The sequence below is a fragment of the Duganella sp. 1224 genome (genome assembly GCF_013408245.1).
Lineage (GTDB): Bacteria > Pseudomonadota > Gammaproteobacteria > Burkholderiales > Burkholderiaceae_D > Rugamonas.
Genome location: NZ_JACBYS010000001.1, coordinates 1,317,841 through 1,343,267, shown reverse-complemented (window position 1 = coordinate 1,343,267; position 25,427 = coordinate 1,317,841). Strand labels below are relative to the sequence as shown.

Annotated in this window: 19 protein-coding genes; 6 read left to right on the top strand and 13 right to left on the bottom strand. The window is 65.5% G+C overall.

Going from position 1 to position 25,427, the window contains the following annotated elements:
- Positions 1-85: 85 nt before the first annotated feature.
- On the bottom strand, positions 86-1,270 hold the full coding sequence (locus FHW58_RS06080) for a tyrosine-type recombinase/integrase (RefSeq protein ID WP_179672136.1): 1,185 nt from the start codon (positions 1,268-1,270) through the stop codon (positions 86-88).
- A 180-nt stretch (positions 1,271-1,450) separates the two neighbouring features.
- On the opposite strand from FHW58_RS06080, the gene FHW58_RS06075 reads away from it, so the two are divergent.
- Positions 1,451-3,421: a U32 family peptidase gene (locus tag FHW58_RS06075; RefSeq protein WP_179672135.1), complete on the top strand. Its 1,971-nt coding sequence runs from the start codon at positions 1,451-1,453 to the stop codon at positions 3,419-3,421.
- Positions 3,422-3,846: 425 nt separating this feature from the next.
- The gene (locus tag FHW58_RS06070; RefSeq protein ID WP_308937265.1) at positions 3,847-7,059 is read left to right on the top strand and encodes a di-heme oxidoredictase family protein; all 3,213 of its coding nucleotides are present in this window, start codon (positions 3,847-3,849) and stop codon (positions 7,057-7,059) included.
- A gap of 97 nt (positions 7,060-7,156) precedes the next feature.
- Here the strand turns inward: FHW58_RS06070 and FHW58_RS06065 are convergent, their stop codons facing one another.
- Positions 7,157-7,786, bottom strand: a complete 630-nt coding sequence (locus tag FHW58_RS06065) for a DUF1080 domain-containing protein (RefSeq protein WP_179672134.1) — start codon at positions 7,784-7,786, stop codon at positions 7,157-7,159.
- A 12-nt stretch (positions 7,787-7,798) separates the two neighbouring features.
- On the opposite strand from FHW58_RS06065, the gene FHW58_RS06060 reads away from it, so the two are divergent.
- Together FHW58_RS06060 and FHW58_RS06055 are read left to right on the top strand one after the other, a co-directional pair.
- Entirely contained in the window at positions 7,799-8,698 is a 900-nt protein-coding gene (locus tag FHW58_RS06060; protein ID WP_179672133.1) for an alpha/beta hydrolase, read from the top strand.
- A 40-nt stretch (positions 8,699-8,738) separates the two neighbouring features.
- Complete coding sequence (locus tag FHW58_RS06055) at positions 8,739-10,415, top strand: FAD-dependent oxidoreductase (protein WP_179672132.1); 1,677 nt, start codon at positions 8,739-8,741, stop codon at positions 10,413-10,415.
- 65 nt (positions 10,416-10,480) lie between these two features.
- Here the strand turns inward: FHW58_RS06055 and FHW58_RS06050 are convergent, their stop codons facing one another.
- Genes FHW58_RS06050 through FHW58_RS06025 form a run of 6 tightly spaced genes read right to left on the bottom strand, consistent with a single transcriptional unit; the run spans position 10,481 to position 15,099 of the window.
- On the bottom strand, positions 10,481-10,777 hold the full coding sequence (locus tag FHW58_RS06050) for an RNA-binding protein (RefSeq protein WP_179672131.1): 297 nt from the start codon (positions 10,775-10,777) through the stop codon (positions 10,481-10,483).
- Between the two features lie 12 nt (positions 10,778-10,789).
- Entirely contained in the window at positions 10,790-11,566 is a 777-nt protein-coding gene (fabI, locus tag FHW58_RS06045) for an enoyl-ACP reductase FabI (protein ID WP_179672130.1), read from the bottom strand.
- Positions 11,563-12,756: an acetate/propionate family kinase gene (locus FHW58_RS06040; protein ID WP_179672129.1), complete on the bottom strand. Its 1,194-nt coding sequence runs from the start codon at positions 12,754-12,756 to the stop codon at positions 11,563-11,565. The genes fabI and FHW58_RS06040 overlap by 4 nt, the downstream gene beginning before the upstream one ends.
- A 4-nt stretch (positions 12,757-12,760) precedes the next feature.
- On the bottom strand, positions 12,761-13,702 hold the full coding sequence (locus FHW58_RS06035; RefSeq protein WP_179672128.1) for a phosphate acetyltransferase: 942 nt from the start codon (positions 13,700-13,702) through the stop codon (positions 12,761-12,763).
- A 51-nt stretch (positions 13,703-13,753) separates the two neighbouring features.
- Complete coding sequence (locus FHW58_RS06030; RefSeq protein WP_179672127.1) at positions 13,754-13,936, bottom strand: hypothetical protein; 183 nt, start codon at positions 13,934-13,936, stop codon at positions 13,754-13,756.
- Positions 13,933-15,099: a PepSY domain-containing protein gene (locus FHW58_RS06025; protein WP_179672126.1), complete on the bottom strand. Its 1,167-nt coding sequence runs from the start codon at positions 15,097-15,099 to the stop codon at positions 13,933-13,935. Before FHW58_RS06025 ends, FHW58_RS06030 begins: the two co-directional genes overlap by 4 nt.
- A gap of 121 nt (positions 15,100-15,220) precedes the next feature.
- On the opposite strand from FHW58_RS06025, the gene FHW58_RS06020 reads away from it, so the two are divergent.
- Positions 15,221-17,413: a TonB-dependent siderophore receptor gene (locus FHW58_RS06020; protein ID WP_179672125.1), complete on the top strand. Its 2,193-nt coding sequence runs from the start codon at positions 15,221-15,223 to the stop codon at positions 17,411-17,413.
- On the opposite strand, the gene FHW58_RS06015 is transcribed toward FHW58_RS06020, so the two are convergent.
- Together FHW58_RS06015 and FHW58_RS06010 are read right to left on the bottom strand one after the other, a co-directional pair.
- Positions 17,410-18,783: a DUF2799 domain-containing protein gene (locus FHW58_RS06015; RefSeq protein WP_179672124.1), complete on the bottom strand. Its 1,374-nt coding sequence runs from the start codon at positions 18,781-18,783 to the stop codon at positions 17,410-17,412. The two genes, FHW58_RS06020 and FHW58_RS06015, sit on opposite strands and share 4 nt — an antisense overlap.
- A gap of 52 nt (positions 18,784-18,835) precedes the next feature.
- Positions 18,836-19,525: an SDR family NAD(P)-dependent oxidoreductase gene (locus tag FHW58_RS06010; RefSeq protein ID WP_179672123.1), complete on the bottom strand. Its 690-nt coding sequence runs from the start codon at positions 19,523-19,525 to the stop codon at positions 18,836-18,838.
- Positions 19,526-19,632: 107 nt separating this feature from the next.
- On the opposite strand from FHW58_RS06010, the gene FHW58_RS06005 reads away from it, so the two are divergent.
- Positions 19,633-20,547: a LysR family transcriptional regulator gene (locus tag FHW58_RS06005; RefSeq protein ID WP_179672122.1), complete on the top strand. Its 915-nt coding sequence runs from the start codon at positions 19,633-19,635 to the stop codon at positions 20,545-20,547.
- Positions 20,548-20,550: 3 nt separating this feature from the next.
- On the opposite strand, the gene FHW58_RS06000 is transcribed toward FHW58_RS06005, so the two are convergent.
- From FHW58_RS06000 to FHW58_RS05990, 3 genes are all read right to left on the bottom strand, one after another.
- On the bottom strand, positions 20,551-22,329 hold the full coding sequence (locus FHW58_RS06000; protein ID WP_229265063.1) for a sensor domain-containing phosphodiesterase: 1,779 nt from the start codon (positions 22,327-22,329) through the stop codon (positions 20,551-20,553).
- Between the two features lie 15 nt (positions 22,330-22,344).
- A complete protein-coding gene (locus FHW58_RS05995) occupies positions 22,345-24,006 on the bottom strand; it encodes a methyl-accepting chemotaxis protein (RefSeq protein WP_179672120.1) in 1,662 nt (553 codons plus the stop codon).
- A gap of 179 nt (positions 24,007-24,185) precedes the next feature.
- Positions 24,186-25,409: a hypothetical protein gene (locus FHW58_RS05990; protein WP_179672119.1), complete on the bottom strand. Its 1,224-nt coding sequence runs from the start codon at positions 25,407-25,409 to the stop codon at positions 24,186-24,188.
- Positions 25,410-25,427: the final 18 nt, after the last annotated feature.

Below are 25,427 nucleotides of genomic sequence, written 5' to 3'. Positions count from 1 at the left end.
CCCTGCTCTGTCGATGTCGATGCCACAGATCGAAAGGTGTGTCGATGATAGGGATCCGATCTTTTCCTGTAGTCATACGATCGGGTTAGCGTATCCGGCTATTTGGGGAGGTACGTTCCGATGAGGCCAGGAGTTCGTCATGCCGTTCGTTGTCGGTCTTGTGCAGGTAGGCGGCGGTGGTGGCGATGCTGGCGTGGCCGGCGGTTTCCTGCAGCGTCTTCAGCTGGACGCCGTTGTTGGCGTGGTTGGTCAGCATGCTGTGGCGCAGCCAGTGCGCGGACGCCTGGCGCAAGGTGGCCCCCATGTCGGCGTCGCCCAGGCTGTCGGCTTCGCCGGCGGCCGCCGCGAAAATCGCTTTAAGCGCGTCGGAGGCGGCTTCGTCGGTGATGCGCGCCATCGCTTCGCCACGGCTGGACAGCACCAGCGGCGTGGCGTCGTTGCGCGCGGTGTGCGGCGCCAGGCCGTAGGCGGCGCGGTAGTGCCGGTACGCGGCCAGCATCTCGGGCGGCACCGGCAGGCGGCGCGGCTTGTTGCCTTTGCCGAGCACGTCCAGCCACCAGCGGCCGTTGCCCTCGGTGTACAGCGCGCCCATGTTGGCGCTGACGATTTCGTTGAGGCGGGCGCCGGTGTGGATGTAGGCGGTCAGCAGAAAATGGTCGCGTGCGCGCTGGCGCACGGTGGCTGGCGTCGGCGCCTCGCGGCGGTTGGCGACGTCGAGCGCGAGCGCCAGCGCGTCCGGCGTCAGGTAGCGCGTGATGCGGTTGACGGTCACGGTTTTCACATGCTTGACCAACGCCGCCGGGTCGCGCCGCAGATAGCCGGTGTGGGTGGCGTAGGCAAACAGGCCTTTGACGGCGATCATCGCCTGGCGCCGGCTGGCGTCGGACAACGGACCGCTGAATGGCCGGTAGCGCGGATCGCTGCGCGGCCACTTGGTGGCGGACACCCAGTCAGCCGGCGGCGTCTTGAGAAATTCCTTGTAGCTGTTGAGGTCAGCCACGGTCAGCTGGCGCAGGGTTTTGCCGGCCTCCTCCCGGCACCAGGTCAGGAAGCGGAACAGTTCCTTCTGGGTATTGGCCATCGATTTTTCGCCCAGTTCGCCGTGACTAATGAATTCGCGGGCAATTTCGCTGTCGGTGCGGGCATCGGTGATGGCGTCCTCGGCGATGGTGCGCAGGGCGTCCGGGTCGCGCTGGCGGCGTTCGGCCGCGCCGCCGCTGCGGGCCGGAAAGGGATCGAGGTTGATGACGTCAAATTTCTTTGGAGGCATTGCGGAATACGGGCTGAATGTAGCGCCCATTATACAGTATTTCATACAGTACATTAATCGACAATATAGGTAGTAATGTCGATTAAATGACGCGAGCTGCCGACGCGGAAATCCCGCAAACAATGACTTAAGACCTTGATTTCGCTATAATTCCCGCCTTCATACGTAAGGAATGCCGCCATGACCCTGCTCGCCCACCAGCTTGAACTGCTGTCGCCCGCCAAAACCGCCGAGATCGGCCGCGAGGCCATTCTGCATGGCGCCGACGCCGTCTACATCGGCGGCCCGGCCTTCGGCGCGCGCCACAACGCCAGCAATTCGATCGAGGACATCTCCAGTCTGGTGGCGTTTGCCCACCGCTACCGCGCGCGCATTTTCGTCACGCTCAACACGATTCTGCATGACGCCGAACTGGAAGCGGCCCGCAAACAGATCTGGCAGCTGTACGAGGCCGGCGTCGATGCGCTGATCGTGCAGGACATGGGCCTGCTGGAAATGGACCTCCCCCCTATCCAGCTGCACGCCAGCACCCAGTGCGACATCCGCACCATGGAAAAGGCCAGGTTCCTCGGCAATGTCGGCTTCTCGCAGCTGGTGCTGGCGCGCGAGCTGACCATCGAGCAGATCCGCAAGATCCACGCCGAGGTCGATACGCCGCTGGAGTACTTCATCCACGGCGCGCTGTGCGTGGCCTACTCCGGCCAATGCTACATCTCGCACGCCGACACCGGCCGCAGCGCCAACCGTGGCGACTGCTCGCAGGCCTGCCGCCTGCCCTACACGCTGAGCGACAGCAAGGGCCGCGTGGTGGCGTATGAAAAACACCTGCTGTCGATGAAGGACAACGACCAGAGCCGCAACCTGGAGGCGCTGATCGATGCCGGCATTCGCTCCTTCAAGATCGAGGGCCGCTACAAGGACATGGGCTACGTGAAGAACATCACCGCCCACTACCGCCTGCTGCTGGACGAGATCCTGGAACGCCGCACCGAATTCACCCGCGCCGCCAGCGGCCAGACCAGCATCCTGTTTACGCCGGACATCGACAAGAACTTCCACCGCGGCCACACCGATTACTTCGCCAACGGCCGCCAGGACGAGATCGGCGCCTTCGACAGCCCCAAATACGTCGGCGTCGAGCTGGGCACGATCACCCGCATCGCCACCGACCATTTCGACATCGTCACCAACGCCGCCATGGCCAATGGCGACGGCCTGAACTACATGCACAAGCGCGAAACGGTCGGCATCCAGGCCAACACCGCCAAGCTGCTCGGCGACAGCGAGGAAGGCCAGCTGTGGCGCGTGTTTCCAAATGAGCCGATCAGCGCCCTGCCCGGCCTCAAGGTCGGCCTGTCGGTCAACCGCAATGGCGACCGCCAGTGGGAAGCGGCGCTGAACAAGAAATCGGCCGAGCGCAAGGTCGGCCTGCACCTGACGCTGAGCGAACAGGACGGCGGCCTGCGCCTGGATTTGTGTGACGAAGACGGCTACCTGAGCAGCACCGACGCCGCCATCGTCTTCCAGCCGGCGCAGAACGCCGAGCAGGCCGAGGCGTCGCTGCGCGCCAGCCTGGGCAAGCTGGGCAACACCATGTTCCGTGCCGACAGCGTCACGCTCCAGCTGTCGCGCCCGTGGTTTGTGCCGTCGGCGGCGATCAACGCGCTGCGCCGCGACGCCATCGAGGCGCACGAGGCAGTGCGGCTGGCGGCCTGGGACCGGCCGCAGCGCAAGGCTGCGACCGAACCGCCGGCCGTGTACCCGGAGACCCAGCTCAGCTACCTGGCCAATGTCTACAACGAGAAGGCGCGCGCGTTCTATCACAAGCACGGCGTGCAACTGATCGCCGCCGCCTACGAGGCGCACGAGGAAGCCGGCGAAGTGCCGCTGATGATCACCAAGCACTGCCTGCGCTTCTCGTTCAACCTGTGCCCCAAGCAGGCCAAGGGCGTGCAAGGCGTCCAGGGTCAGGTGCGGGCCGAGCCGATGACGCTGGTCAGCGGCGACGAGACCTACACGCTGCGCTTCGACTGCAAACCGTGCGAAATGCACGTGGTGGGGGCGATGAAGCCGGGCATCCTGAAGTCCGCGCCGCCGTCCAACATCCCTTACAGCCCGCTCGTTTTCCACCGCCAGCGCCCGCGCGCCTGAGCCGTCCGGCGGCCCGGCGGGCGGCCTCGCGCCGCACCGCCGGAGTTGCTATCAAAGTTGCTATCAAATCAGCAAGAATCGTTTGCAATCCTTCTAGCCAGAACGACACGTGTTTTGGTGTCTTTGATATGAACTTCCATCAAATTCACCATCAACGCAATATTCTGCCGCGCCATTGATATACCTCTAAAGATTTGTTGCACGAATGCGCAAATGGCTTGACAGTCAACATGTCGAAAGCTACATTCACGCTTGTTGCTATGCGGCAATTTATCGGATTCAAGTACTTGAATCATTCGTGCGCGACGAAAACATTTTTTGATGCAGAATGCGCGTCGTCACGGCGATGAGCCGTTGGCAATCTTTCCATTTCAGCCGAAAGCCAGGGGATTTATATGACAAACTTGCCACAAGGAAAGCGATCTTTGGAAAGCTTTCACAAATTAACGAGGACAGCGTTACCCATCGCCATCAGTCTGGCGCTTGCTGCGTGTGGCGGCAGCAGTGATAGCACCACCAGCAGCAGCAGCGGCGCCCGTCTGATGGGCATGCTGAAGGCGGCGGCCACGCCAGAAGTGGCGCTGACGCCGGTCGGCGCCACCGCCAGCTCGATGGAGCGCGGCGACCTGAACGCCACCGCCGCCATCGACAACAACGATGGCACGCGCTGGGGCAGCGGTTTCACGGACAACGAATGGCTGACGCTGGACTTCGGCCAGTCGCAGGCCATCAACCGCGTGCACATCAACTGGGAAAACGCCCACGCCACCGAATACGAGCTCCAGGTGTCGGACGACAATTCCAACTGGACCACGCTGAAGCACGTCAGCAACAGCAACGGCGGCGTCGAGGACCTGACCGGGCTGAACGGCCAAGGCCGCTACCTGCGCATGCAGGGCATCAAGCGCTCGACCGGCTACGGCTACTCGATCTTCGAGATCGTGGCCTACTCGGGCGGCGACGGCGGCACCGGCACCGGCGACGGTGGTAGCGGTACCGCGCCACCGGACACCACCCAGCCGCAGCAGCCGGTCGACGTGACCAAGCCGGGCGTGGCACTCAAGCCGGTCAAGGTGACCTCGTCGGCGGTGGAAGGCGGCAACACGCCGGACCTGACCATTGACGGCAAGCTGAACACCCGCTGGAGCAGCCTGGCCGACAACGGCGCCTGGATCCAGTTCGACTTCGGCGCCAAGACGCAAGTCGGCTACATGAAGCTGACCTGGGAAAACGCCTACGGCAAGCAGTACAACCTGCGCGTGTCGGACGACGGCCAGAACTGGACCCAGATCCGCAGCGTGACCAACGGCCAGGGCGGCACCGAGGAGTTCTTCAACCTCGGCGTCAACGCCCGCTACATCCAGCTGCAAGGCGTGCAGCGCGCCACCCAGTACGGTTACTCGCTGTTTGAGGTCGAGTTCAAGACGCCAGGCAGCGACAACAGCCTGGCGGCCGACGCCACCACCTCGGCCATCCCCTTCCCCGCCAGCGGCGCCAGCCTGACGCCGCTGCCGAGCTACGCGTCGCCGATCGAGTCGACCCAGTTCACGCTGGCCGACGGCACCATCGTCACCCGCTGGGGCGCGCGCGGCGTGGGCCGTCACGGCCGCGAGCGCGGCGAGGACTGGAACGAAATCGGCTACGGCCCGAACGACACCGTCGATCCGGTCACCGGCCTGCCGCAGGACAAGGGCCCGGGCGCTTACCTGATCTTCGTGCCGAACTACTTCAAGAACCGTACCTGGGGCCTGGAGATGATCGACAACAGCCGCGTTGCCGGCGTCACCAAGCCAACCCTGATCTTCAACGAGTATCACCAGACCCAGGGCCTGCGCGGCAACACCGTGTTCTTCCGCCGCTTCGACGATCCGGGCAGCACCGGCTACGGCTGGATGGTCGGCCGTCAGATCGTGGAAGACAACAACCAGCCATGCGACCCGGTCGCCTACCCGGCCAACTTCAAGCTCAACTCGGCGAACGGCATCAACAACGGCTGCACGCTGCTGATCAAGGAGTACCCACGCCACAACAACCTGAACTCGGCCGGCTTCCCGGACGGCACCACGGCGGACGCGCGTCCGCTGAAGATCGGCGACGTCATCGAAGCCGGTCCGTCGATGTTCGCGGTGCAGGCGGCGATGCAGGCCAAGGGCGACTTCGGCGGCTTCCGCTACTACGCCAACGAGTGGACCTATGTGGTGGGCCAGGGCCTGCGTCCATGGTACGGCATCCAGCCGCGCCTGAACTCGACGCCGATTCCGGACCAGTACCTGCAAGGCGGTACCGGCTCGGTGTCGTATGACTACGCCGACAACGGCGACCACATGTTCCAGCAGCCGCAGAACAACATCGGCATGCAGAACATGCAGCGCTTCGTCGAAGGCCGCCGCCTGGTGCACACCAACTTCACCACCGGCATGCACAACGAGCCGGGCAACGACCGTTATGATCCGGCCGTTGGTCTGCAAGGCCAGCGTTACGGCCAGTCGGCCTGTATCGGCTGCCACGTCAACAACGGCCGCAGCCCGGCGCCGATCGCCGTCAACCAGCGCCTGGACAACCTGACCGTGCGCGTGGCGGTGACCGATGCCACCGGCAAGCAGTTGCCGCATCCGCAGTACGGCACGGCGGTGCAGATGAACGCGGTGTCGTCCAACGGCGCGGCGCAGAACTGGGGCCTGGGTGTGCGCGTGGCCAACTTCATCTCCAGCATCGCCAAGCTGGCCGACGGCACCGCCGTCGAGCTGCGCAAGCCGGTGCTGGCGTTCGAGGGCCCGACCCCGGATACGGTGTCGCTGCGTTCGGCGCAACCGATGCTGGGCGTCGGCCTGCTGGAAGCCATTCCGGAAGCGGACATCCTGGCCAAGGTGCGCAGCACCCCGGACGAGGACGGCGTCAAAGGCGTGGCCAACTACGTGTTCGATCCGGAAACCGGCGCCACCCGCCTGGGCCGCTTCGGCTGGAAGGCCGCCAAAGCGACCTTGCGTCACCAGGCCGCCGCCGCGCTGGTGCAGGATATGTCGGTGACCTCGTCGCTGTATCCTAACCGCGCCTGCCTGACCGATCCTGCCGGCTGCAAGTCGCTGCCTGCGCAGAAAGGCGTCAGCGAATCGGAGCTGACGCTGATCACCCAGTACCTGTCGCTGGTGGCAGTACCGGCACAGCGCGCGCTGTCGAGCGGTTTCCCGAAAGGCGTATCGCCGCTGAAGGATCTGGATGTTGATCCGGCCAAGATCGCCAAGGGCACGACCGTGTTCCAGGGCCTGCGCTGCGCTGCTTGCCACACCGTTGACCAGAAGACCGGCAACGGCAGCCTGTACGCCGAACTGCGCAACCAGAACATCAAGCCGTACACCGACCTGCTGCTGCACGACATGGGCGACGGCCTGGCGGACAAGTTCGTGGAAGGCCAGGCCAAGGGCAATATGTGGCGTACCTCGCCGCTGTGGGGCATCGGTTATGCCGACAGCGTCATGGGTTCGGCAGGCAAGGCCGGCTACCTGCACGACGGCCGCGCACGCAACCTGACCGAGGCGATCATGTGGCACGGCGGCGAAGCGACCAAATCGCGTCAACGCTTTGAAAACCTGAGCGCTGCGGACCGCGATGCACTGCTCGCGTTCCTGAAGTCGCTGTAAGCTTTCCTTAGTAGTTCCGTTGTTGTTTGAGGCCGGCCACCGCAAGGTGTCCGGCCTTTTTTCTTGATCGAGGCCTGTGGCGATAGCCTGCGCCTGCTCAGTCGAGCGGCGTGAGCTCCACGTGACGCAGCTCGTAGGGCGTGCCTTCGAGCTGGAAGCCGATGCGGCCGGCGGCCGGCCGCACCTGCGTCACGCGATTTTGCGGCACGCCGTTGATGGTCACCTCCACCGTCCCATCCTGGCTGACGATATCGCACGCGTTCCACTCGCCCGCCGGCTTTTCGCTATCGGCCGCCGTGCGGGCCTTGATGCGCGTGTCGGTGCCCGGCTTGCTGGTCAGCGGCTCGGCGAAGCTGGCCGCCGCCATCGGCAGCAGGTCGCCCACGTTGCCATGCTTGGTCTGCACCTGCAGGCTGACCGGCCACACACGGTCAAACGCGCCGGGACTGATATGCAGCAGCACCCCGCCATTACCCGGCTTGCCGGTCCAGCGCCACTCCACGTGCAGCTTGTAGTTGCGATAACTCTGGCTGGTGGCCAGGAAGCCGGCCGGCTTGCCGTCGGAGGCGATCACGCCATCCGGCAGCACGTGAAACGCGTCGCCGACCACCGCCGCCGGCGTGGTTTGCAGCTCCCAGCCGCTGAAATCGCGCCCATTAAACAGTTCAACCGCGCCCGCACCCTGCACAGACAGCGTTAATATGACAGCACCGACCAATTTGCCCACCACGTCTCCTCCATGAAAAAACTGCTTGTTATCCTGATGCTGTGCGCCACCCGCCTCGCCTCCGCCACGGCCGACATCCCGCTCTGGCCCGAGGGCGTGCCCGGCCAGCGCGACATCGGCCCCGAAAAAACCGGCGACGGCTATACGTCCAACGTCAGCGTCCCGGCGCTGACCATGGTGCGCCCGGCCGTCGACCGCGCCAACGGCACCGCCGTCATCATCTGCCCCGGCGGCGGCTACGTGCGCATGGCCACCGCCCGCGAGGGCGAGCAGTACGCGACCTGGCTCAGCAGCCTTGGCGTCACCAGTTTCGTGCTCAAGTATCGCATGCAGGAGTACGGCCATCCAGCACCGTTACAGGACGTGCTGCGCGCCGTGCGTCTGCTGCGCTCGCGCGCGGCGGAATTCGGCATCCGCCCAGACCGCATCGGCGTCATGGGCAGCTCGGCCGGCGGCCACCTCGCCGCCAGCGCCGGTACACTGTACGATCACCCGCTGGGCCGTACCGGCGCGCCGCTGGACAGTGTCAGCGCCCGCCCCGACTTCCTGATGCTGATGTACCCCGTCATCACCATGCAAGACCCCTACGCCCACGCCGGCTCACGCAAGGCGCTGCTGGGCGCCGCGCCGTCGGCCGACAACCTGGCCCTGATGTCGCTGGAAAAACAGGTCAGCGCCAGCACCCCGCCCACGCTGCTGATCCACACCCAGGCCGATACCGCCGTCCCGGTGGAAAACAGCATCCTGTTCTACCAGGCGCTGACGCGCGCCCACGTGCCGGCGGAGATGTATCTGCTGGAACGCGGCAGCCATGGCATGGGCATGCGCGAAGGCCTGGGCACCTCGTCGCTGTGGCCGCGCCGCGCCGAGGAGTGGTTGCGCGAAAGGGGTCTGCTAAAAGTCTCACTTTAGCCACTGGTTTCCCCGCGCCCAAACACGCTAGACTACCGCCATGACCATCTACGACACCTTCAAGAACCGCACCGCGCAGGCCCTGCCCAGGCTGTCGCCCGCCGAGATCCGGCGCATCCAGCGCTTCGGCGCCCAGATGTGCTTCCGCGATGGCGAACGGCTGTTCGAGGCGGGCCGCGGCGCCTTCGGCCTGTACGTCGTGCTCAAGGGCGCGATCCGCATCAGCCGTTACGATGGCCTGGGCAACAGCTCGGTCATCACCGAGCATGGCGTGGGCGAATTTGCCGGCGAAATCAGCCAGCTGGCGGGCGCGCCGTCGCTGGTCAACGGCCACGCCGTGGGAGAAGTCGAGGTGCTGGCGCTGACCACGGAATCGCTGCGCGCCTTGCTGATCGCCGAGGCGGAGCTGGGTGAGCGCATCGTCCGCGCCTTCATCCTGCGCCGCGTCGAGCAGCTGGACAACAAGGACGGCGGCGTGGTATTGGTGGCCACGCCCGGCCACGCGCGCATGCATGCGCTGCAGGGCTGGTTGAACAGCAATGGCTTGCCGCACCGGGTGCTCGATCCGCGCAGCGACGAGCAGGCGCGCGCGCTGGTGGAGCGTTATCAGCCGGAGGCGCACGACTGGCCGCTGGCGGTCTGCCCGGATGGCGGCGTGAAGAAAAATCCCACCGTGGTCGATCTGGGCCGCTGCCTCGGCACCCTGCCGACACTGAGCACGGAGGAAGTGTGGGACGTGATCGTGGTGGGCGCGGGACCGGCCGGTCTGGCGACCGCCGTGTACGCGGCGTCGGAAGGCTTGTCGGTGCTGGTGCTGGAAACCCGCGCGTATGGCGGCCAGGCCGCCGCCAGCGCGCGCATCGAGAACTATCTTGGCTTCCCGACCGGGATCTCGGGCGGCGCGTTGGCCGGCCGCGCGTTCGTGCAGTCGCAGAAGTTCGGCGTCAAGATGGCGATCCCGGCGCCGGCGGGACGCCTGCTGTGCGATACCTATCCGATCAAGGTGGAGATGTGCGGCAGCCTGACGCACCTGCAAGGCCGCACCGTCGTGCTGTCGTGCGGCGCGCGCTACCGCCGACCTTCGCTTGCCAACCTGAAGCAGTTCGAGGGCAAGGGCGTGTATTACTGGGCTTCGCCGCTGGAGGCGGGGCTGTGTGCTGATGATGAGGTGATTCTGGTGGGCGGCGGCAATTCGGCCGGACAGGCGGCGGTGTATTTGTCGGGCCATGCGGCCAAGGTGCATATGCTGATCCGCAAGAACAGCCTGGCGTCGACCATGTCCAGCTATCTGATCGATCGCATCGCGGCCACGCCGAATATCGAGTTGCATACAGAGTCGGAGATCGTCGCGCTAGAGGGCTGCGATGAGGAGGGACTGGAGCAGGTGGTGGTGCGGAATCATCGCAGCAAGAGCGAGGCGGTGCACCATATCAAGCATGTGTTCCTGTTTATCGGCGCCGACCCGAACACCGGCTGGCTGGCCGATTGCGGTGTACAGGTGGATGACAAGGGCTTTATTTTGACGGGCTTTGATGTGCCAGGCGAGTCGGCCGGGGAACGCGCGGCGCTGGAAACCAGCGTGCCCGGCGTGTTTGCCATTGGCGACGTGCGGGCGCGTTCGACCAAGCGGGTGGCGGCGGCTGTCGGCGAAGGCGCGGCGGTGGTGGCGCAGATTCATGGTTTTCTGGCCAAACCCGCACCGCCACGCAGGGTCTGACCCCGTTCGGGGTCAGACCCTTAAGTGGTGACGCCGGCGTATCGCTAAAAGCTGGCGGGGTGGATTCAGGCGATGTTGATGCGCTGGTGTGGCTCCAGCTCGTGGAATTCGTGGTACACGTCTTCCTGGTGCAGCGGGATGTAGAAGTGGAGCTTTTTCCCGCGATGAAAGACCCCTCGTAGCTGATTGCAAACGTTCCATACGTGTTCGTAGGAGTCGTGGACCTCGATCAGCGCCCACGGGTTGTCTTCTTCCCCCTGCCGTATCATGCTGACCTGCTTCACGTGAAAAAACGGCTTCAATCCTTCGGTGACGCTGTCTTCACACGCGTCGCAGTGCAGTCCGGATAAGATGATTTGCATGCTGCCCTCCCCTCAGGCGATGATATTCAGGCCGCCGTCCACATACACCGTGCTGCCGGTCAGCCGTCTGGCGTACGGCGACGCCAGGTAGGCGCAGGTGTTGCCGACATCGACGATGTCGACCAACTCCCCGATCGGCGCCCGCGCCACGGCATCGCTCAGCAAATGGTCGAAGTCCTTCAGGCCCGACGCCGCCCGTGTTTGCAACGGCCCCGGTGATATGGCGTGCACCCGGATGCCGCGTGGCCCCAGCTCGTACGCCAGATAGCGGCAGGCGGCTTCCAGCGCGGCCTTCACCGGCCCCATGACGTTGTAGTTCGGGACCACTTTCTGCGCGCCGTGATAGCTCATGGCGAACAGGCTGCCGCCCTCCGACATCAGCGGCACCGCCAGCCGCGCCATGCGCACAAAGGAGTGACAGGAGACGTCCATCGCCTGCAGGAAGCCGTCCAGCGAGCATTCCAGCAGGCCGCCGCGCAGATCGTCCTTGGGCGCGTAGGCGATGGAATGCACCACGATATCCAGCTTGCCTTCCAGCGCCAGCACGGCAAACACTTGTTCCAGCTGGCCGGGCTGCGTCACGTCCAGCGGCAGCAGCCGCGCGTCGATCTGTTGCGCCAGCGGCGCCACGTGCGGCAGCGCTTTGTCGTTCAGGTAGGTAAGCACCACCTCGGCGCCCAGTTTGCGGAAGGCCAGCGCGCAGCCCCACGCGATCGAATGTTCGTTGGCCACGCCCACCACCAGGGCGCGCTTGCCGGTCAGGATAGGATAGACGGTGTCCGTGTTCATGCCGCCTCCACCACGTCCAGCGCATGGCGCGCGATCATCAGTTCCTCGTTGGCCGGCACCACCCACACGGCGACCTTGCTGTCCGCCTTGCTGATGCGGGCGATGCCGCGCGGGTTGGCGGTGTTGGCCGTGTGGTCCAGTTGTACGCCCAGCCAAGCGGCGTCGTAGCAGACGGCGGCGCGCAGCGACACGCTGTTTTCGCCGATGCCGCCCGAGAATACCAGCGCGTCGATACCGCCCAGCGCCGCCGCCAGCGAACCCAGTTCGCGGCCGATGCGGTAGACCATCAGGTCGATCGCGGCCTTGGCGCGCGGATCGTCGCTCTGTTCCAGCGTGCGCATGTCGGACGAAATGCCGGACACGCCCAGCAGGCCGGATTGCTGGTACATCAGCTTCTGCACCGCCGCCACGTCCATGCCCAGTTCCTGCATCAGATACAGCACCACGCCCGGATCAAGCGCGCCGCAGCGGGTGCCCATCGGCAGTCCGTCGACAGCGGTAAAGCCCATGGTGCTGGCCACGCTGCGGCCAGCGTCCATGGCGCACATGCTGGCGCCATTGCCGAGATGCGCGGCCACCACGCGGGCATGCGCCAGGCCGGGATCCGCCTGCGGCAGCACACTGGCGATGTATTCATAGGACAGGCCGTGAAAGCCATAGCGCCGCACGCCCAGTTCCGTAATCGTTGCCGGCAGCGCGAACGCCTGCGCCTCGGCCGGTTGGCCGGCGTGGAAGGCGGTGTCGAAGCAGCCGATTTGCGGCACGTGTGGCGCCATCGCCATCACCGAGCGCACCGGCGCCAGGTTGTGCGGCAGGTGTAATGGCGCCAGCGGCACCAGCTTTTCCAGTTCATCGACCAGCGCGGCGGTCAGCAGGATCGGGCCGCTGTGCGCCACGCCGCCATGGACGATGCGGTGGCCGACCGCCACCACCCGATGCCCGTCGAGATGCGTCTGCGCGAAGTCGATCAGGAAGCGCATGCCGCCTTCGTGGCCCAGCGGGCCGTCCCGCCAGTGGCGCTCGCCCACCACCTTGTTGCCGGCATCCTGGGCGATAAAGTGGGCCACGCCGCTGTACAGGTTTTCTATCTTGCCGCGCATGGTCAAATCCAGCGCGGGGCCGCTGTACATGGAGAACTTGATGCTGGACGAGCCAGCGTTAATCACGATAACGCTATCGTTGGCCAGCATGGCGTCAGCTCCCCAGAATACGGGCACCGGACAGTTTGCTGTGCGCGACCAGCACAGCCACCGCACACGACGCCAACCGTGCCTGTACAGAATCCGCACGGCTGGTGAGGACCACCGGTACACGCGCGCCCAGCACGATGCCGGCCGCGCTAGCGCCGGCCATGAAGGTCAGGCTCTTGGCCAGCATGTTGCCGGCCTCCAGATCCGGCGCCACCAGCACGTTGGCCTGGCCGGCCACCGGCGACACCAGGTGCTTGATGGCGGCGGCCTGCGGATCGATGGCGTTGTCCATCGCCAGCGGGCCATCCAGCAGCGCGCCGGTGATCTGGCCGCGGTCGGCCATCTTGCACAACGCGGCGGCGTCGATGGTGGATGGCATTTTGGAGCTGACCGTCTCCACGGCGGCCAGGATGGCTACCTTCACGGGATCAAAACGCAGCACATGCGCCAGGTCGATGGCGTTTTGCACGATGTCCACCTTGTCGGCCAGCGTGGGGACGATGTTGACGGCGGCGTCGGTGATGATCAGCGGTTCGGCGCGCTCCGGCACGTCCATGATGAAGCAGTGGCTGAGGCGGCGCGCGGTGCGCAGGCCGGTGGCGGTGGCCACCACGGCGCCCATCAGTTCATCGGTGTGCAGGCTGCCTTTCATCAGCGCGGTGGCCTGGCCTTCGTGGATCAGCTGCACCGCGCGCGCGGCCGAGGCGTGACTGTGTTCGGTATCGATGATGGGCAGCGCCGAGATGTCCAGCCGGGCGGCGTCGGCGGCTTCGCGGATGCGGGCCGTGGGGCCAACCAGGATCGGTTTGATCAGCCCCATTTCCGCCGCGTCGAGCGCGCCTTCCAGCGCGTTGCGATCACAGGGATGGGCGACGGCGACCGTCGCCGGGCCCGCGTGCCGCGCTGCAGCGATCAATCGGTCGTAATGCGGGTGCGGTCTTTCCATGCGATCTCCTCAGTAAGGCAGCATGGGAATGATACAACAACTGCAAAAAAATCAACCGTTTCTTGTGCGCCGCCGCAAGCCGTACCACAGGCATAACAGTACCGGTACACCCAGCGCCACAGCGGAGACGTGGTCCCAGATACCGTCCCCCACCAGGGCCGACACCAGTCCAATGACAGTCAGAATCGCCAGCGCGATCGGTGCGCCCCACATGCGCATGAATGGGCCATTCATCGCGCCTCTCCTTCGGTCGCCAGTACCGGCGTACCCTGCTCTTCGATCCTGGCCGGCGCCGCCGCGCGTGCCGGTGCGGGCGCGCCGCGTTTCAGCCACAGATACAGGCCGCTGCCCAGTACAAAGATGGTGATGACGTCCAGCGCCGCCCACAGGAACTGCATCCACGCGCCGCCGTAGTCGCCAAAGTGCAGCGGCTGCGAAATCAGCAGGCCGGTGAGATACCAAGGCAGGTTGCGGCGGTCGGTGATCTCGGTGGTCTGCGCATCAATCAACACCGGCTTGTACAGGCGCGAAGTCAGCGCCTCGTCGCCGCGCATGAAGATGCCATAGTGGTGCGGGCTGGTGAACGGCGTACCGGGGAAGGCCACGAAACCAATCTTCATGCCCGGCTCCGCCGCCACCGCGTTTTCCAGCGATTTCTGCATCGAGCCAAGCCGGGTCGGCGCCGGCATGCCTTTGTACGGCGCCACCATCTCCGCCATCTCGGTCGCCTGCCAGTATTTCAGCATCAGGTCTGCCCAGGTGTTGATCATGCCGGTGGCGCCGACCACGAAGGCCCAGGTCAGCGTGACGATGCCCAGCATATTGTGCAGGTCCAGCCATTTGACGCGCGGACCGCGCTCGCGCCGCACCTCGCCAAATTCCAGCTTGCGCATGAACGGCGCGTACAGCACCACGCCGGAAATAATGGCGATCACCAGCAGCAGGCCCATGAAACCGAGGAACAGCTTGCCCCACAGGCCGGCGTACAGGTCGACGTGCAGGTGGAACATCACGCCCAGGAAGCTGCCTTCGAAGCTAGGTTCGCCCAGTACCTTGGCGGTGCGCGCGTCCACGGCAACCGACTTGAAGGCTTCGTCGGTCGGATGGTCGCCCATCGTCAGATACCAGATGCTGGCGTCGTCCGGCTCCTGCGACAGGTACATGGCAACCTTGTTCGGATACAGCGCCTTGCCGGCGGCGATCACATCGTCCAGGCTGGCCCTGGGCGTATCGGCGGGCATGGCCGGCGCCTCGATGGCGTTGCCCAGCAGGTGATCGATCTCGTGGTGATAAATCAGCGGCAGGCCGGTGACACACAGCAGCAGCATGAAGACAGTGCAAACCAGGCTGCTCCATTTGTGTACCCATGCCCAGCGGCGGACGGTGATTGGTGTCATTTTGTTATCCAGTTACTGTACTTAGTTAACAATGATAATGCAAATTACTCTCATTCAGCGACAAAAAAAGCGTCGCGGGCGTTATAATTGAGAATCGCTCTCATTTACTTAGTAAAACGCCATGCCTAACAAGAACCTGAAATTGTCCCCATTCGCCCTTGCCGCCATGCTGCTGGTTGCCGCCACCGCGCGGGCACAGACCGGAAGCGGCACCGCCGCCGACAGCGCCGACCAGCAAGTCCAGACCGTCGTGGTCAGCGCCTCGGCGGACGCGTCGGCCGGCGGCCTGTCCAAGAACTTCGCCGGCGGCCAGGTGGCGCGCGGCGGCCGCGCGGGCCTGCTGGGCAATGTCGACATCATGGAAGCGCCGTTCAACACGCTGAACTTCACCTCGGCCCTGATCCAGGACCAGCAGGCCCGCAGCGTGGCGGACGTGCTGCAGAACGATCCCTCGGTGCGCGTGGCGCGCGGTTTCGGCAATTTCCAGGAGTTGTACGTGATCCGCGGCTTCGCCGTCAGCTCGGACGACCTGGCATACAACGGCTTGTACGGCGTGCTGCCGCGCCAGTTCGTGGCGTCGGAACTGCTGGAGCGCGTGGAAGTTTTCCGCGGCGCGAACTCCTTCCTCAACGGCGCCGCGCCGGGCGGCGGTGGCATCGGCGGCTCCATCAACCTGCTGCCTAAGCGTGCCGGCAACAACCCGCTGACCGAGGTGACGGTGGGCGTGGAAAGCGGCGGCCAGGGTTACGCGGCGGCGGATATCGCGCGTCGCTTCGGTCCGGACAACGCGGCCGGCATCCGTGTCAACGTGGCGCGCCGCGACGGCGACACCGCCGTCGACAAGGAACACCGCGAACTGACCGTGGCCTCGGTGGGCCTGGACTACCAGGGCCGCGACTTCCGCCTGTCGGCGGACCTGGGCAATCAGGACCACAAGCTGAATTCCCCGCGTCCGGCCGTCAACGTGGCCGCCGGCATCGCGCTGCCGGCGGCGCCGGACAGCACCAGCAACTGGGCGCAGAACTGGACGCACTCGAATGAACGCGACACCTTCGGTACCCTGCGCGGCGAATGGGATCTGGGCCAGGACACCGTGGCCTGGGCCGCCTTCGGCGCGCGCAGCGGCGACGAGAACAACGTGCTGTCCGAGCCGACCGTCACCGCCATCGACGGCACGGCCAACGCCTACCGCTTCGACAACGCGCGCCACGACAACGTCCGCACCGGCGAAATCGGCGCGCGCACCAAGCTGCGCACCGGCAGCGTGGGCCATACCATCAGCGCCAGCGCGTCGAGCTACTGGCTGGAGTCGAAGAACGCCTATGCGTTCAGTACCTTTGGCGGCATCGCCACCAACATCTACAGTCCGATCGACGTCAGCGCCCCGCCCGCGACCTTCTTCACCGGCGGCGTGTTGAGCAATCCAGGCCTGACCGCCAAGACCATCCTGTCCAGCTACGCGCTGGCTGATACGCTGTCGATGCTGGACGATAAGCTGCTGCTGACCGTCGGCGCGCGTCACCAGACCATCAAGTCGGACAATTATGACTACAACACCGGCGCCGCCACCTCGCACTACGACCAGAGCAAGGTGACGCCGATGGCCGGCGTGGTGTATCGCCCGCTCAAGTCGGTGTCGCTGTACGCCAACTACATCGAAGGCCTGCAGCAAGGCCCGACCGCTTCCGGCACCGCCATCGACAACGTCGGCGAGGTGTTCTCGCCATACGTGTCGAAGCAGAAGGAAGTCGGCGTCAAGTACGACGTGGGCACGCTGGGCGCGAGCGCCGCGCTGTTCCGCACCAACCAGCCTTCGGCCTACGTGCAGAACAACCACTTCGGCGTGTTTGGCGAACAGCGCAACCAGGGCCTGGAGATGACCGTGTACGGCATGCCGCTGCGCGGCCTGCGCCTGCTGGGCGGCCTGACGCTGCTCGATGCCAAGCAGCGCGTGACCGCCGGCGGCGTCAATCAGGGCAAGGACGTGATCGGCGTGCCGGATACGCAGCTGAACATCGGCGTCGACTGGGACGTGCCGGGCGTGCGTGGCCTGAGCCTGAACGCGCGCACGGTGTACACCTCGTCGCAATACGCGGACGGCGCCAACACCCAGGAACTGCCGTCGTGGACGCGCCTGGACCTGGGCGCCAGCTACGCCACCCGCATCCTGGACCGCAACGTGACGTTCCGCGCCCGCGTGGACAACATCACCGACAAGAGCTACTGGGCGTCGGCCGGCGGCTACCCGGGTTCGGGCTACCTGATCCTGGGCGCGCCGCGCACCATCTCGGTGTCGGCGACGGTCGGCTTCTAATAGATCTCGCGGCGCAGGCGCTGCATTTGCAGATCGTGACGCTCGATCCAGCGGCGGGCGTCATCCAGTTGCCGCTCCAGCCGCTGCAGATAGTCGTTTAACTCACGCCGCTCCTGCTCGCGGCGACGGTCCTGTTTGGCCGTGTCGTCGTTGACGGGACGGTCTTTCGCTTCCTGTGCGGCGCGGATCTCGCGCTCCAGTTTCCCCAGGCGATAGCGGGCGTCGCGCGCGCGATTTGCCAGCTCGTTCGCCTCCGCCACCGCCTGCTGGTACTTGGCGGCGGCCACCTCGTAATCCTGTCCGCTTACATACGCGTGTTTCAGCTGGTTCTGCACCGCCGGCGCGCATACCTCCACCGCCATGCCGCTGTTGGCGCGGCCGCGCTCAAAGGCGTTATCCGGCACGCAGTAGCGCGCGTTCTCGCGCTGCCAGGCCTGGGTGTAGGCATCCTCAGTGCCGGGGATGGCGAACACGCCGTCACGGCTGGCGTTGCGGATGCGTTCTTCCAGCAGGAAGGGATGGCCATACCCATCGGCCGCGCCGGTATCGCGCCAGTAAGCCAGCAGGCGGCTCTCCCAGGCCTGGCGGTATTCCTGCTCATGGATTTTCAGGCCCTTGGCCTTGGCCTCGCGTCCGCGCTGGCCAAACTCCTTGCCGCTGGTGGCATCCTGCGTGCCGAGATTGCGCCAGTAGTTGACGATCTCCGCGCTCCATGCGGTGCGGTAGGCATCCTCCTGCACGTCGACGCCGGCGCTGCGCGCGGCGGCGGCGCGGTTGCGGAACTCGCTGTCCGGGATCCCACTTTTGGCGTCGGAATAGCCCGCGTCCGACCAGAAGGTGCGGTTGCCGGCGCGCCAGCCGTCGGTATAGGCCGCATCGTCAAAGCGCAACTGCGCGGCGGCGGCATTGGCGCGGCGGGGTTCCTTTTGCGTCGATGGCAGGCCGTCGGTGCCGTCGCGCAGGCCGGTGTTGCGCCAGTAGGTGGTATTGCCGTTGGCCCAGCCGGCGTCGTATGCGGGACGGTTCAGCGGTGTCTTGTGCTTGCGGACCTCGTCACTGCCGACGCGCTGCTCATACCGGGGCTGCTGGCCTTGCACGCCGTCCTGCTGGCCCAACGCCTGCCACGCGTCCCAGTTGCCTTGCGCCCAGCCGGCGGCGTAGCGGGCGGCGGCATCGGTGGCGGCCGGCTTGTCGGCGTGGTCGTCGCAGAAGTCCTTGCGCTCGGCGTAGCTGGCCGGCTCGCCGGTCACGCCGTCCTTGTGTCCGATGGCGGTCCAGTCGCCAACCTTGCAGTCGGCGATGCGCTGCTGGGTGGACTGGCATCCGGCCAGCAGCAACATCAGGGGAATCAGGCGCAGTGTGGTTTTCATGGCGCCGATTATAATGCCAACTTTGCAATCCGGGCCAGTGCTGCCGGCGCGTCTACCACGGCACGGTGCGCCCCTGGTAATCGAGGTATTCCAATCCCGGCCGGCCCAGCTTCGTCAGCATGACGTTGACCAGCGACGGGATACTGTCTTCGATGCGCAGCGGCGCCTCGTCGCCACCCAGTTCGGTGCGCACCCAGCCAGGCGCCATGGTCAGCATCGGCCGCCGCGCGCTGTCCTGCCGCGCCGCGAAGCTGCGCATAAACTGGTTCAGCGCCGCCTTGGTGCCGCGATAGAGTTCGCGCTGCCCCGCATGGTTGTTGGCAATGCTGCCCTGGCCCGACGACATCACGCCCAGCAGCCCGTCCGGCCGCACGCACTCCGCCAGCGTTTCCAGCACGCGCATCGGACTCAGGGCGTTGGTGATCATCAGGCTGACGAAATCTTCGGTCGATACTGCGCCGATGGTCTGGGTGGGATCGGGATTGGTGGTGCCCGCGTTCACAAACAGCGCGTCGAAAACCCGCCCGGCCAGCCGCTGGCGCAGCGCGTGCAACTGGCCGCTGTCGGTGATGTCTAGCGTTTCGATGTCGATCCAGCCGGGATGCGCGTCGGACAGGTCATGCAACGGCGTTCGCGCGCCGGCGCGCACGGTGCCGACGACATGCCAGCCTTTGGTGATGAATTCCGCCGCCATCGCGTGACCAAGTCCACGCGAGGCGCCAATTAACAGGAGAGTGGGCATGGCCTGATCCTTTGTTTAAGAACACCAGCACATGATAGTCCCTCGCCGGCATTGCACCAGACGCCTGGCGTGCAATCCACGATTGCATGCGACGCTATAATCGGCCCATGACGAATATCGACCTCAATCTGCTCGTCGCGCTGGAAGCGCTGCTGACTGAGCGCAGCGTGACCGGCGCCGCGCGCCGGCTTGGCCTGAGCGTGTCTGCGATGAGCCGCACGCTGACGCGCCTGCGCGCAGCCACCGGCGACCGCTTGCTGCTGCAGGCTGGCCGCGCGCTGGTGCTCACGCCCTATGCCGAGCAACTCAGCCAGCAAGTGCCGGCGCTCGCGCGCCAGGTCCAGGCGGTGCTGCGTCCCGCAGATCAGCAATGCGACCCGGCCACGCTGGAGCGCAGCTTCACCATCCGCGCTGGCGAAGGATTCGTCGACCTGGCGGCCGCGCCCTTGATGACCAGGATACACCGCGCCGCGCCAGGCGTGCGGCTCCATTTCGTGGCCAAGCTGGATTGGGATGCGCAGCCGCTGCGCGATGGCGCCATCGACCTGGAAATCGGCACGGTGCGCACCACGGCGCCGGAAATCCGTGCGCGCCTGCTGTTCCGCGACCGCTACGTCGGCGTGTGCCGCAAGGGCCATCCCTTGCTGGACGGCGCCGAGATCGACGCCAGCCGCTACGCGCGGTTTGGTCACGTGGCCGCGCAGCGGCCCACGCCGGTCGATGCCGCGCTGGCGGCGATGGGATTGAAGCGCGAGGTGCTGATGACCGTTGCCGGCTACACGCACGCCATGCAAGTGGCCCGCAACTCCGACCTGCTGGCGGTGGTACCGCATTCCTGCCTGGGCAACGCCTTGATGCCGGAGTACGCCGCCGCCAATGGACTGCAAAGCTTCGCGCTGCCGGTGCCAACGCCGCCCTTCAACGTGTCCGCCATCTGGCATCCGCGCCTGGACCGCGACCCGGCCCACGTCTGGCTGCGCGGCGAAATCACCGCCCTGTGCCAGGCCGCCTATCCCGCCTGAGACTCAGGCGGCGATGGCGACGTGGCGGTCGCGATGGGCGATCGCGTGCGCCAGGAAGGCCGTGGCGTTCATTGGTTTGGCGAAGTGGTAACCCTGTGCCACGTCCGCGCCCCAGGCGCGGATCAGGCCCAGTGACTGCTCGGTCTCCACGCCTTCCGCCACCACCTGGTAATCCAGCTCGCGCGCGAGGCCGATCAGCGAGCGCACGATGCGCTGGTCGCGCGGATTGGCGTCCACGTGGCGTATCAACGACTGGTCGACCTTGACCACCGTGGCCGGCACTTTCTGCAGGTAGGCAAAGTTGCTGTAGCCGGTGCCGAAATCGTCCAGTGCCAGCGTCATGCCCAGGTCGCGGATGCCATGCAGCGCCTTCAGGATATCCGGGCCCTCCATCCACATGCCCTCGGTGCACTCGATTTCCACGTAACGCGGATCGACGTGGAATTCGCGGCAGGTCGCGGCCAGCCGCTCGACGATGTCCGGCTCCTCGAAATTGTAGGCCGACAGGTTGATCGCCAGCTTGATCATATTGCCCGCCGCGTGCCACTCGCCCAACTGGCGGATGGCGGTGTGGATGACCCAATGGGTCAGTGGCCCGATCAAGGCGGTCTTCTCGATCAGCGGAATGAACTCCGCCGGCGACACCGGCCCCAGTTCCGCGTGGTTCCAGCGCAGCAGCGCCTCGGCGGCCTTGCAGGCGCCGGTGTTCAGTTCATGCTTGGGCTGGTAAAACAGCTCGAACTGGTTGCCGGCGATGGCCTGGCGCACATCATTCAGCAGCCGGAAGGCGCGCTTCTGCTGCTCGTCCTCGGCGTTGCTGTAAAAGCTCCAGCGCTGCTGATTGACCATGGCCTGATTGATGGCTGCCGCCGCCTTGCGCGGCGCGTCGTTGGCCGAGTTGGGGCACAGGTCAAACGCCACGATACCGCCGAAGCTGGCCAGCGAGATCGGGATATTCAAGCCATTCAGCGGCGCTTCGAGCGCCGCGTCCAGGCTATGCAGGTAGGCGATGAAGCCCTCGGTGTCCTCGTCGCGCGACAGGATGGCAAAGCGCGCATCGCTCAGGTGATACACCTGCGCCCTGCCCTCGAACAGCCGCATCAGCCGGGCGCCGACTTCGCGCACCAAGGCATCGTAGACGCCGGCGCCCAGCACGCGGATGATTTCGAACGACTTGGCCGGATCCGGCATGGCGATATCGGCCAGCACACGGTCCTGGCCCGGATACAGGCGGCCTTGCGCGGTCAGGTCGGCAAACAGCTGATACTTGTTGGGGATGCCGCTCACGGCGTCAACGTGGCCGACAGCGCGGCCCAGCGTAATGTGCGACATCACCAGCGACGCCAGCCTGGCCAGCTTTTCCTTCTCGGCGGTGTTCAGGCTGCGCGGACTGGTGTCGATCACGCACAGGGCGCCGATGGCATACCCCTCGGCGGTAATCAGCGGCGCGCCGGCGTAGAAGCGCACGGCTTGCGGGCCGGTCACCATCGGGTTATTGGCAAAGCGCGCATCCAGCAGCGTATCCTCGATCACCAGCACGTTGGGCTGCTGGATGGTGTAGTGGCAGAAGGTCTGATCACGCTCGCTGTTCGGCGGGCAGAAGCCGACGGTGGACTTGAGCCACTGGCGGTCGCCGTCGAGCAGCGAGATGTAGGCGCCCGCCACGCCAAACATCTCCATCGCCAGCCGCGTGATGGCGTCGAAATACTCGCTGGTGTTGGTGTTCAAAATGCCCAACTGGTGGAGCGCCTGCAGGCGCTCCGGCTCGGAATTCTTGAGCAAAATCTCCTGCATCGCCTACGCCCCCACTGGCGCCGGCAGCAGACCATGGGCTGGTGCCTCGGCGCGCGCGGTGGCACGCGCGGGCTGCGCATGCCAGCCTTCGCGCTGGGTCTTGAAGACGCTGACCGCGTTGTTCAGATGGGCGGCCTGCTCCTGCAGCACTTCCACCTCGCCGGCCGCGTGTTCCACCAGCGCGGCGTTCTGCTGCGTCACCTGGTCCATCTGCGCGATGGCGCGGTTGACTTCCTCGATGCCCACGCTTTGCTCGTTGCTGGCCAGCGTGATGGCGCCCACCATGTCACTGACCTGCTTCACGCTATGCACGATGTCGCGCATGGTGGTGCCGGCGTGTTCCACCAGCTGGGTGCCGGCGTGGATCTTGGCGACCGATTCGTCGATCAGCGTTTTCACTTCGCGCGCCGCCGTGGAGCTGCGTTGCGCCAGGTTGCGCACCTCGGTCGCCACCACGGCGAAGCCGCGGCCCTGCTCACCGGCGCGCGCCGCTTCCACCGCCGCGTTCAACGCCAGGATGTTGGTCTGGAAGGCGATGCCGTCGATGACGCTGATGATTTCCTCGATCTTGCGCGACGATTCGTCGATCGAATTCATGGTCTGCACCACTTCGCCGACGATCTCGCCGCCCTTGCTGGCGATATCCGAGGCATTCTGCGCCAGGCGGTTGGCGTCGCGCGCGCTGTCGGCGTTCTGCTTGACGGTGGAGGTCAGTTCTTCCATCGCCGACGCGGTTTCCTCCAGCGAGCTGGCCTGGTCTTCGGTGCGGCCGGACAGGTGCTGGTTCTGTTCCGAAATCTCGTCGCTGATGCTGCTGACGGCAACGGCGGCTTCGTGCACCTCGGTCACGGTGGCGCGCAGGTTGCGGCTCATCTTCACCAGCACCGCCATGATGCTGTCCTTGTCGGTGCCGCGCAGTTCCACCTCGTGATACAACTCGCCGCGGTCGACCGCGTTGGCCAGCGCCTTTACTTCGGCCGGTTCGGCACCCAGCGCGTGCAGCAGGTACTGCGTCACACGCCAGGCCACCACCACGCCGATGGCGATGGCGATGGCCGCCGCCACGAAGGCCAGCGACTGGAAGTTGTGGGCGCCCTTGCGCGCCAGTTCCGACTCGGCCTCGGTCTGTTTTTCTTCCTGGTCGATAAAGCCGTTGATGCTGGCCAGCCAGTCGGTGAAGGCCGGCTTGGCCTGATCCAGCATCATTTTGCGCGACGCTTCCATATCGCCGGCGCGGCGGGCGTCGATGATCTTCTTCACCAGCGGCGCGGCCTGGGCTTCGCTCTGCTTGATCTTGGCCAGCCACTCACGTTCTTCCGGCGTGATCTTGGCCTTGGCGCCACTGAACAGCGCGTCCATCGGCTGCGCCGAGCGCTGGTAGTCGGCATCCAGTTTCTCGATCTGGGCAATGACCGAGGAGATTTCGTTATCGCCCACCAGGGTGACATCGCGCAGCGCGATCGCGCGGTCGTGCACACTGCCGCGGAAGTTGATCGCATACCGCTGTTTGACGTTATTGACCTCGCTGATGTGCTGCAGGCTGTTGTCGATGGCGTTGACCTTGAAGACGCTGATCGCCGTCAGGATCAGCATCAATACCAGCACGATGCCGAAGCCGATGCTCAACCGTGCCGCCACGCTAATTTCGTTCTTATTCGTTTCCATTGCATTCCCCAGTAGGACAGACGACGGCCATCTTATTTCGTTTTGGCAATTTCGTTAAATGGATTGATTAAATCCTTGCAATAGTCATTGCCTATTAATAATGGCCGTGCATCAACTTGGTTGAAACTTTACTACTTCGAGCCGGGGAAAACACCTCCCTAACGAGGTAGTGCAAAGCCCTAAAACTGCCAGCGCAGCGAGGCCGTCAGGCTGCGCTCGGATTGCAGCGGCGCTTCGGCGATCAGCCGGCGGGCGGAGCGTTCGCTGCGCACCAGCAGCGCCTCGCTCATCAGAGACAAGCTGTCGGACAGCGGCCAGTGGTAGGCCAGCGCGACGCCGTGGCCGTTTTCGTCGTTCGGATCCTGCGGCAGGACGTCGTGGCCGCGCGTGCGAAAGCGGTCGTAGCGCACCGCCGCCGTGCCGGGACCCAGCGGATGGCTGGCCAGCGCAAACCAGGACTGGTAGTCCAGCGCCACCGCGTTGGCGCCCATCAGCGTATCGCCGCGCACGACCTGCATCGCCAGCTCCCACTGGCCGCGCGGCCGCCAGACGGCGCTGACGTGGTCGAATCGCGTGCGCCAGCTGTATTGCCAGTCCTTGACCACCAGCGGGTCGCCGCGGTTATCGTAGTGCAGCGCGGCCAGCTCCAGCCGGGTGCCGAGATTGACATTGGCGCCGACATAGTAGCCGAGCCGCCCATCCACCTCGCGGAACGGATGGATATCGCGCCACTGGCGCGGAATCGGGCCGGAGCGCCGGTACACCGGCAGGTCCGGCAGCTTGACAGTGTCGAAGCGGCCGGCGATACGGTCGCTGATCGACCAGCCGCGCCATGCCAGCAAGGTGCCGGCCGGATCGTTGCCGGTATAGACGGCGGCCAGCACGCCCACGTCGTAAGGCGCGTCGGCATAGCGGCCCAGCCGGCGGGCGCTCCACTCCACGCCGTTGGTGCGCAGCTCTTCGCCGATCCAGCTATTGATGGCGGAGCTGGAGATGGTGTGCTTGGGCACCCAGCCGATGCTGTCGTAGTCGATTTCCACGCTGGTGGGCGGGAAGAAGAAACCGGCCTTGACGCGCGTTTTCCATGCGCCGGCCGGCACCGGGTTCCATGCCAGCCAGGCCTCGCGCACGTCGACCACGCCGCGGTGCTGCTGGTCGGCGCTCAGTTCCAGGCTGCCGCTGATGGTGTCGGTGAGGTCGGCGTCGCCATGCAGCACGGCCTGGCCGATGCTGAAGCGCGGCGAATCGGCGTCGTAGCGGGTCTTGCCCATGCCGCTGTCAAGGAAGCTGCGGCTGGCGTCGGAATCGACGGCGCGCACGTCGAGCAGGCCGCGCCATTCGGCCGCGTGGGCACAGCCGGCGGCGAACAGCACCAGGGCAAGGGAGCGGGACGGGGTTATCATGGCCGCATCATACACGGC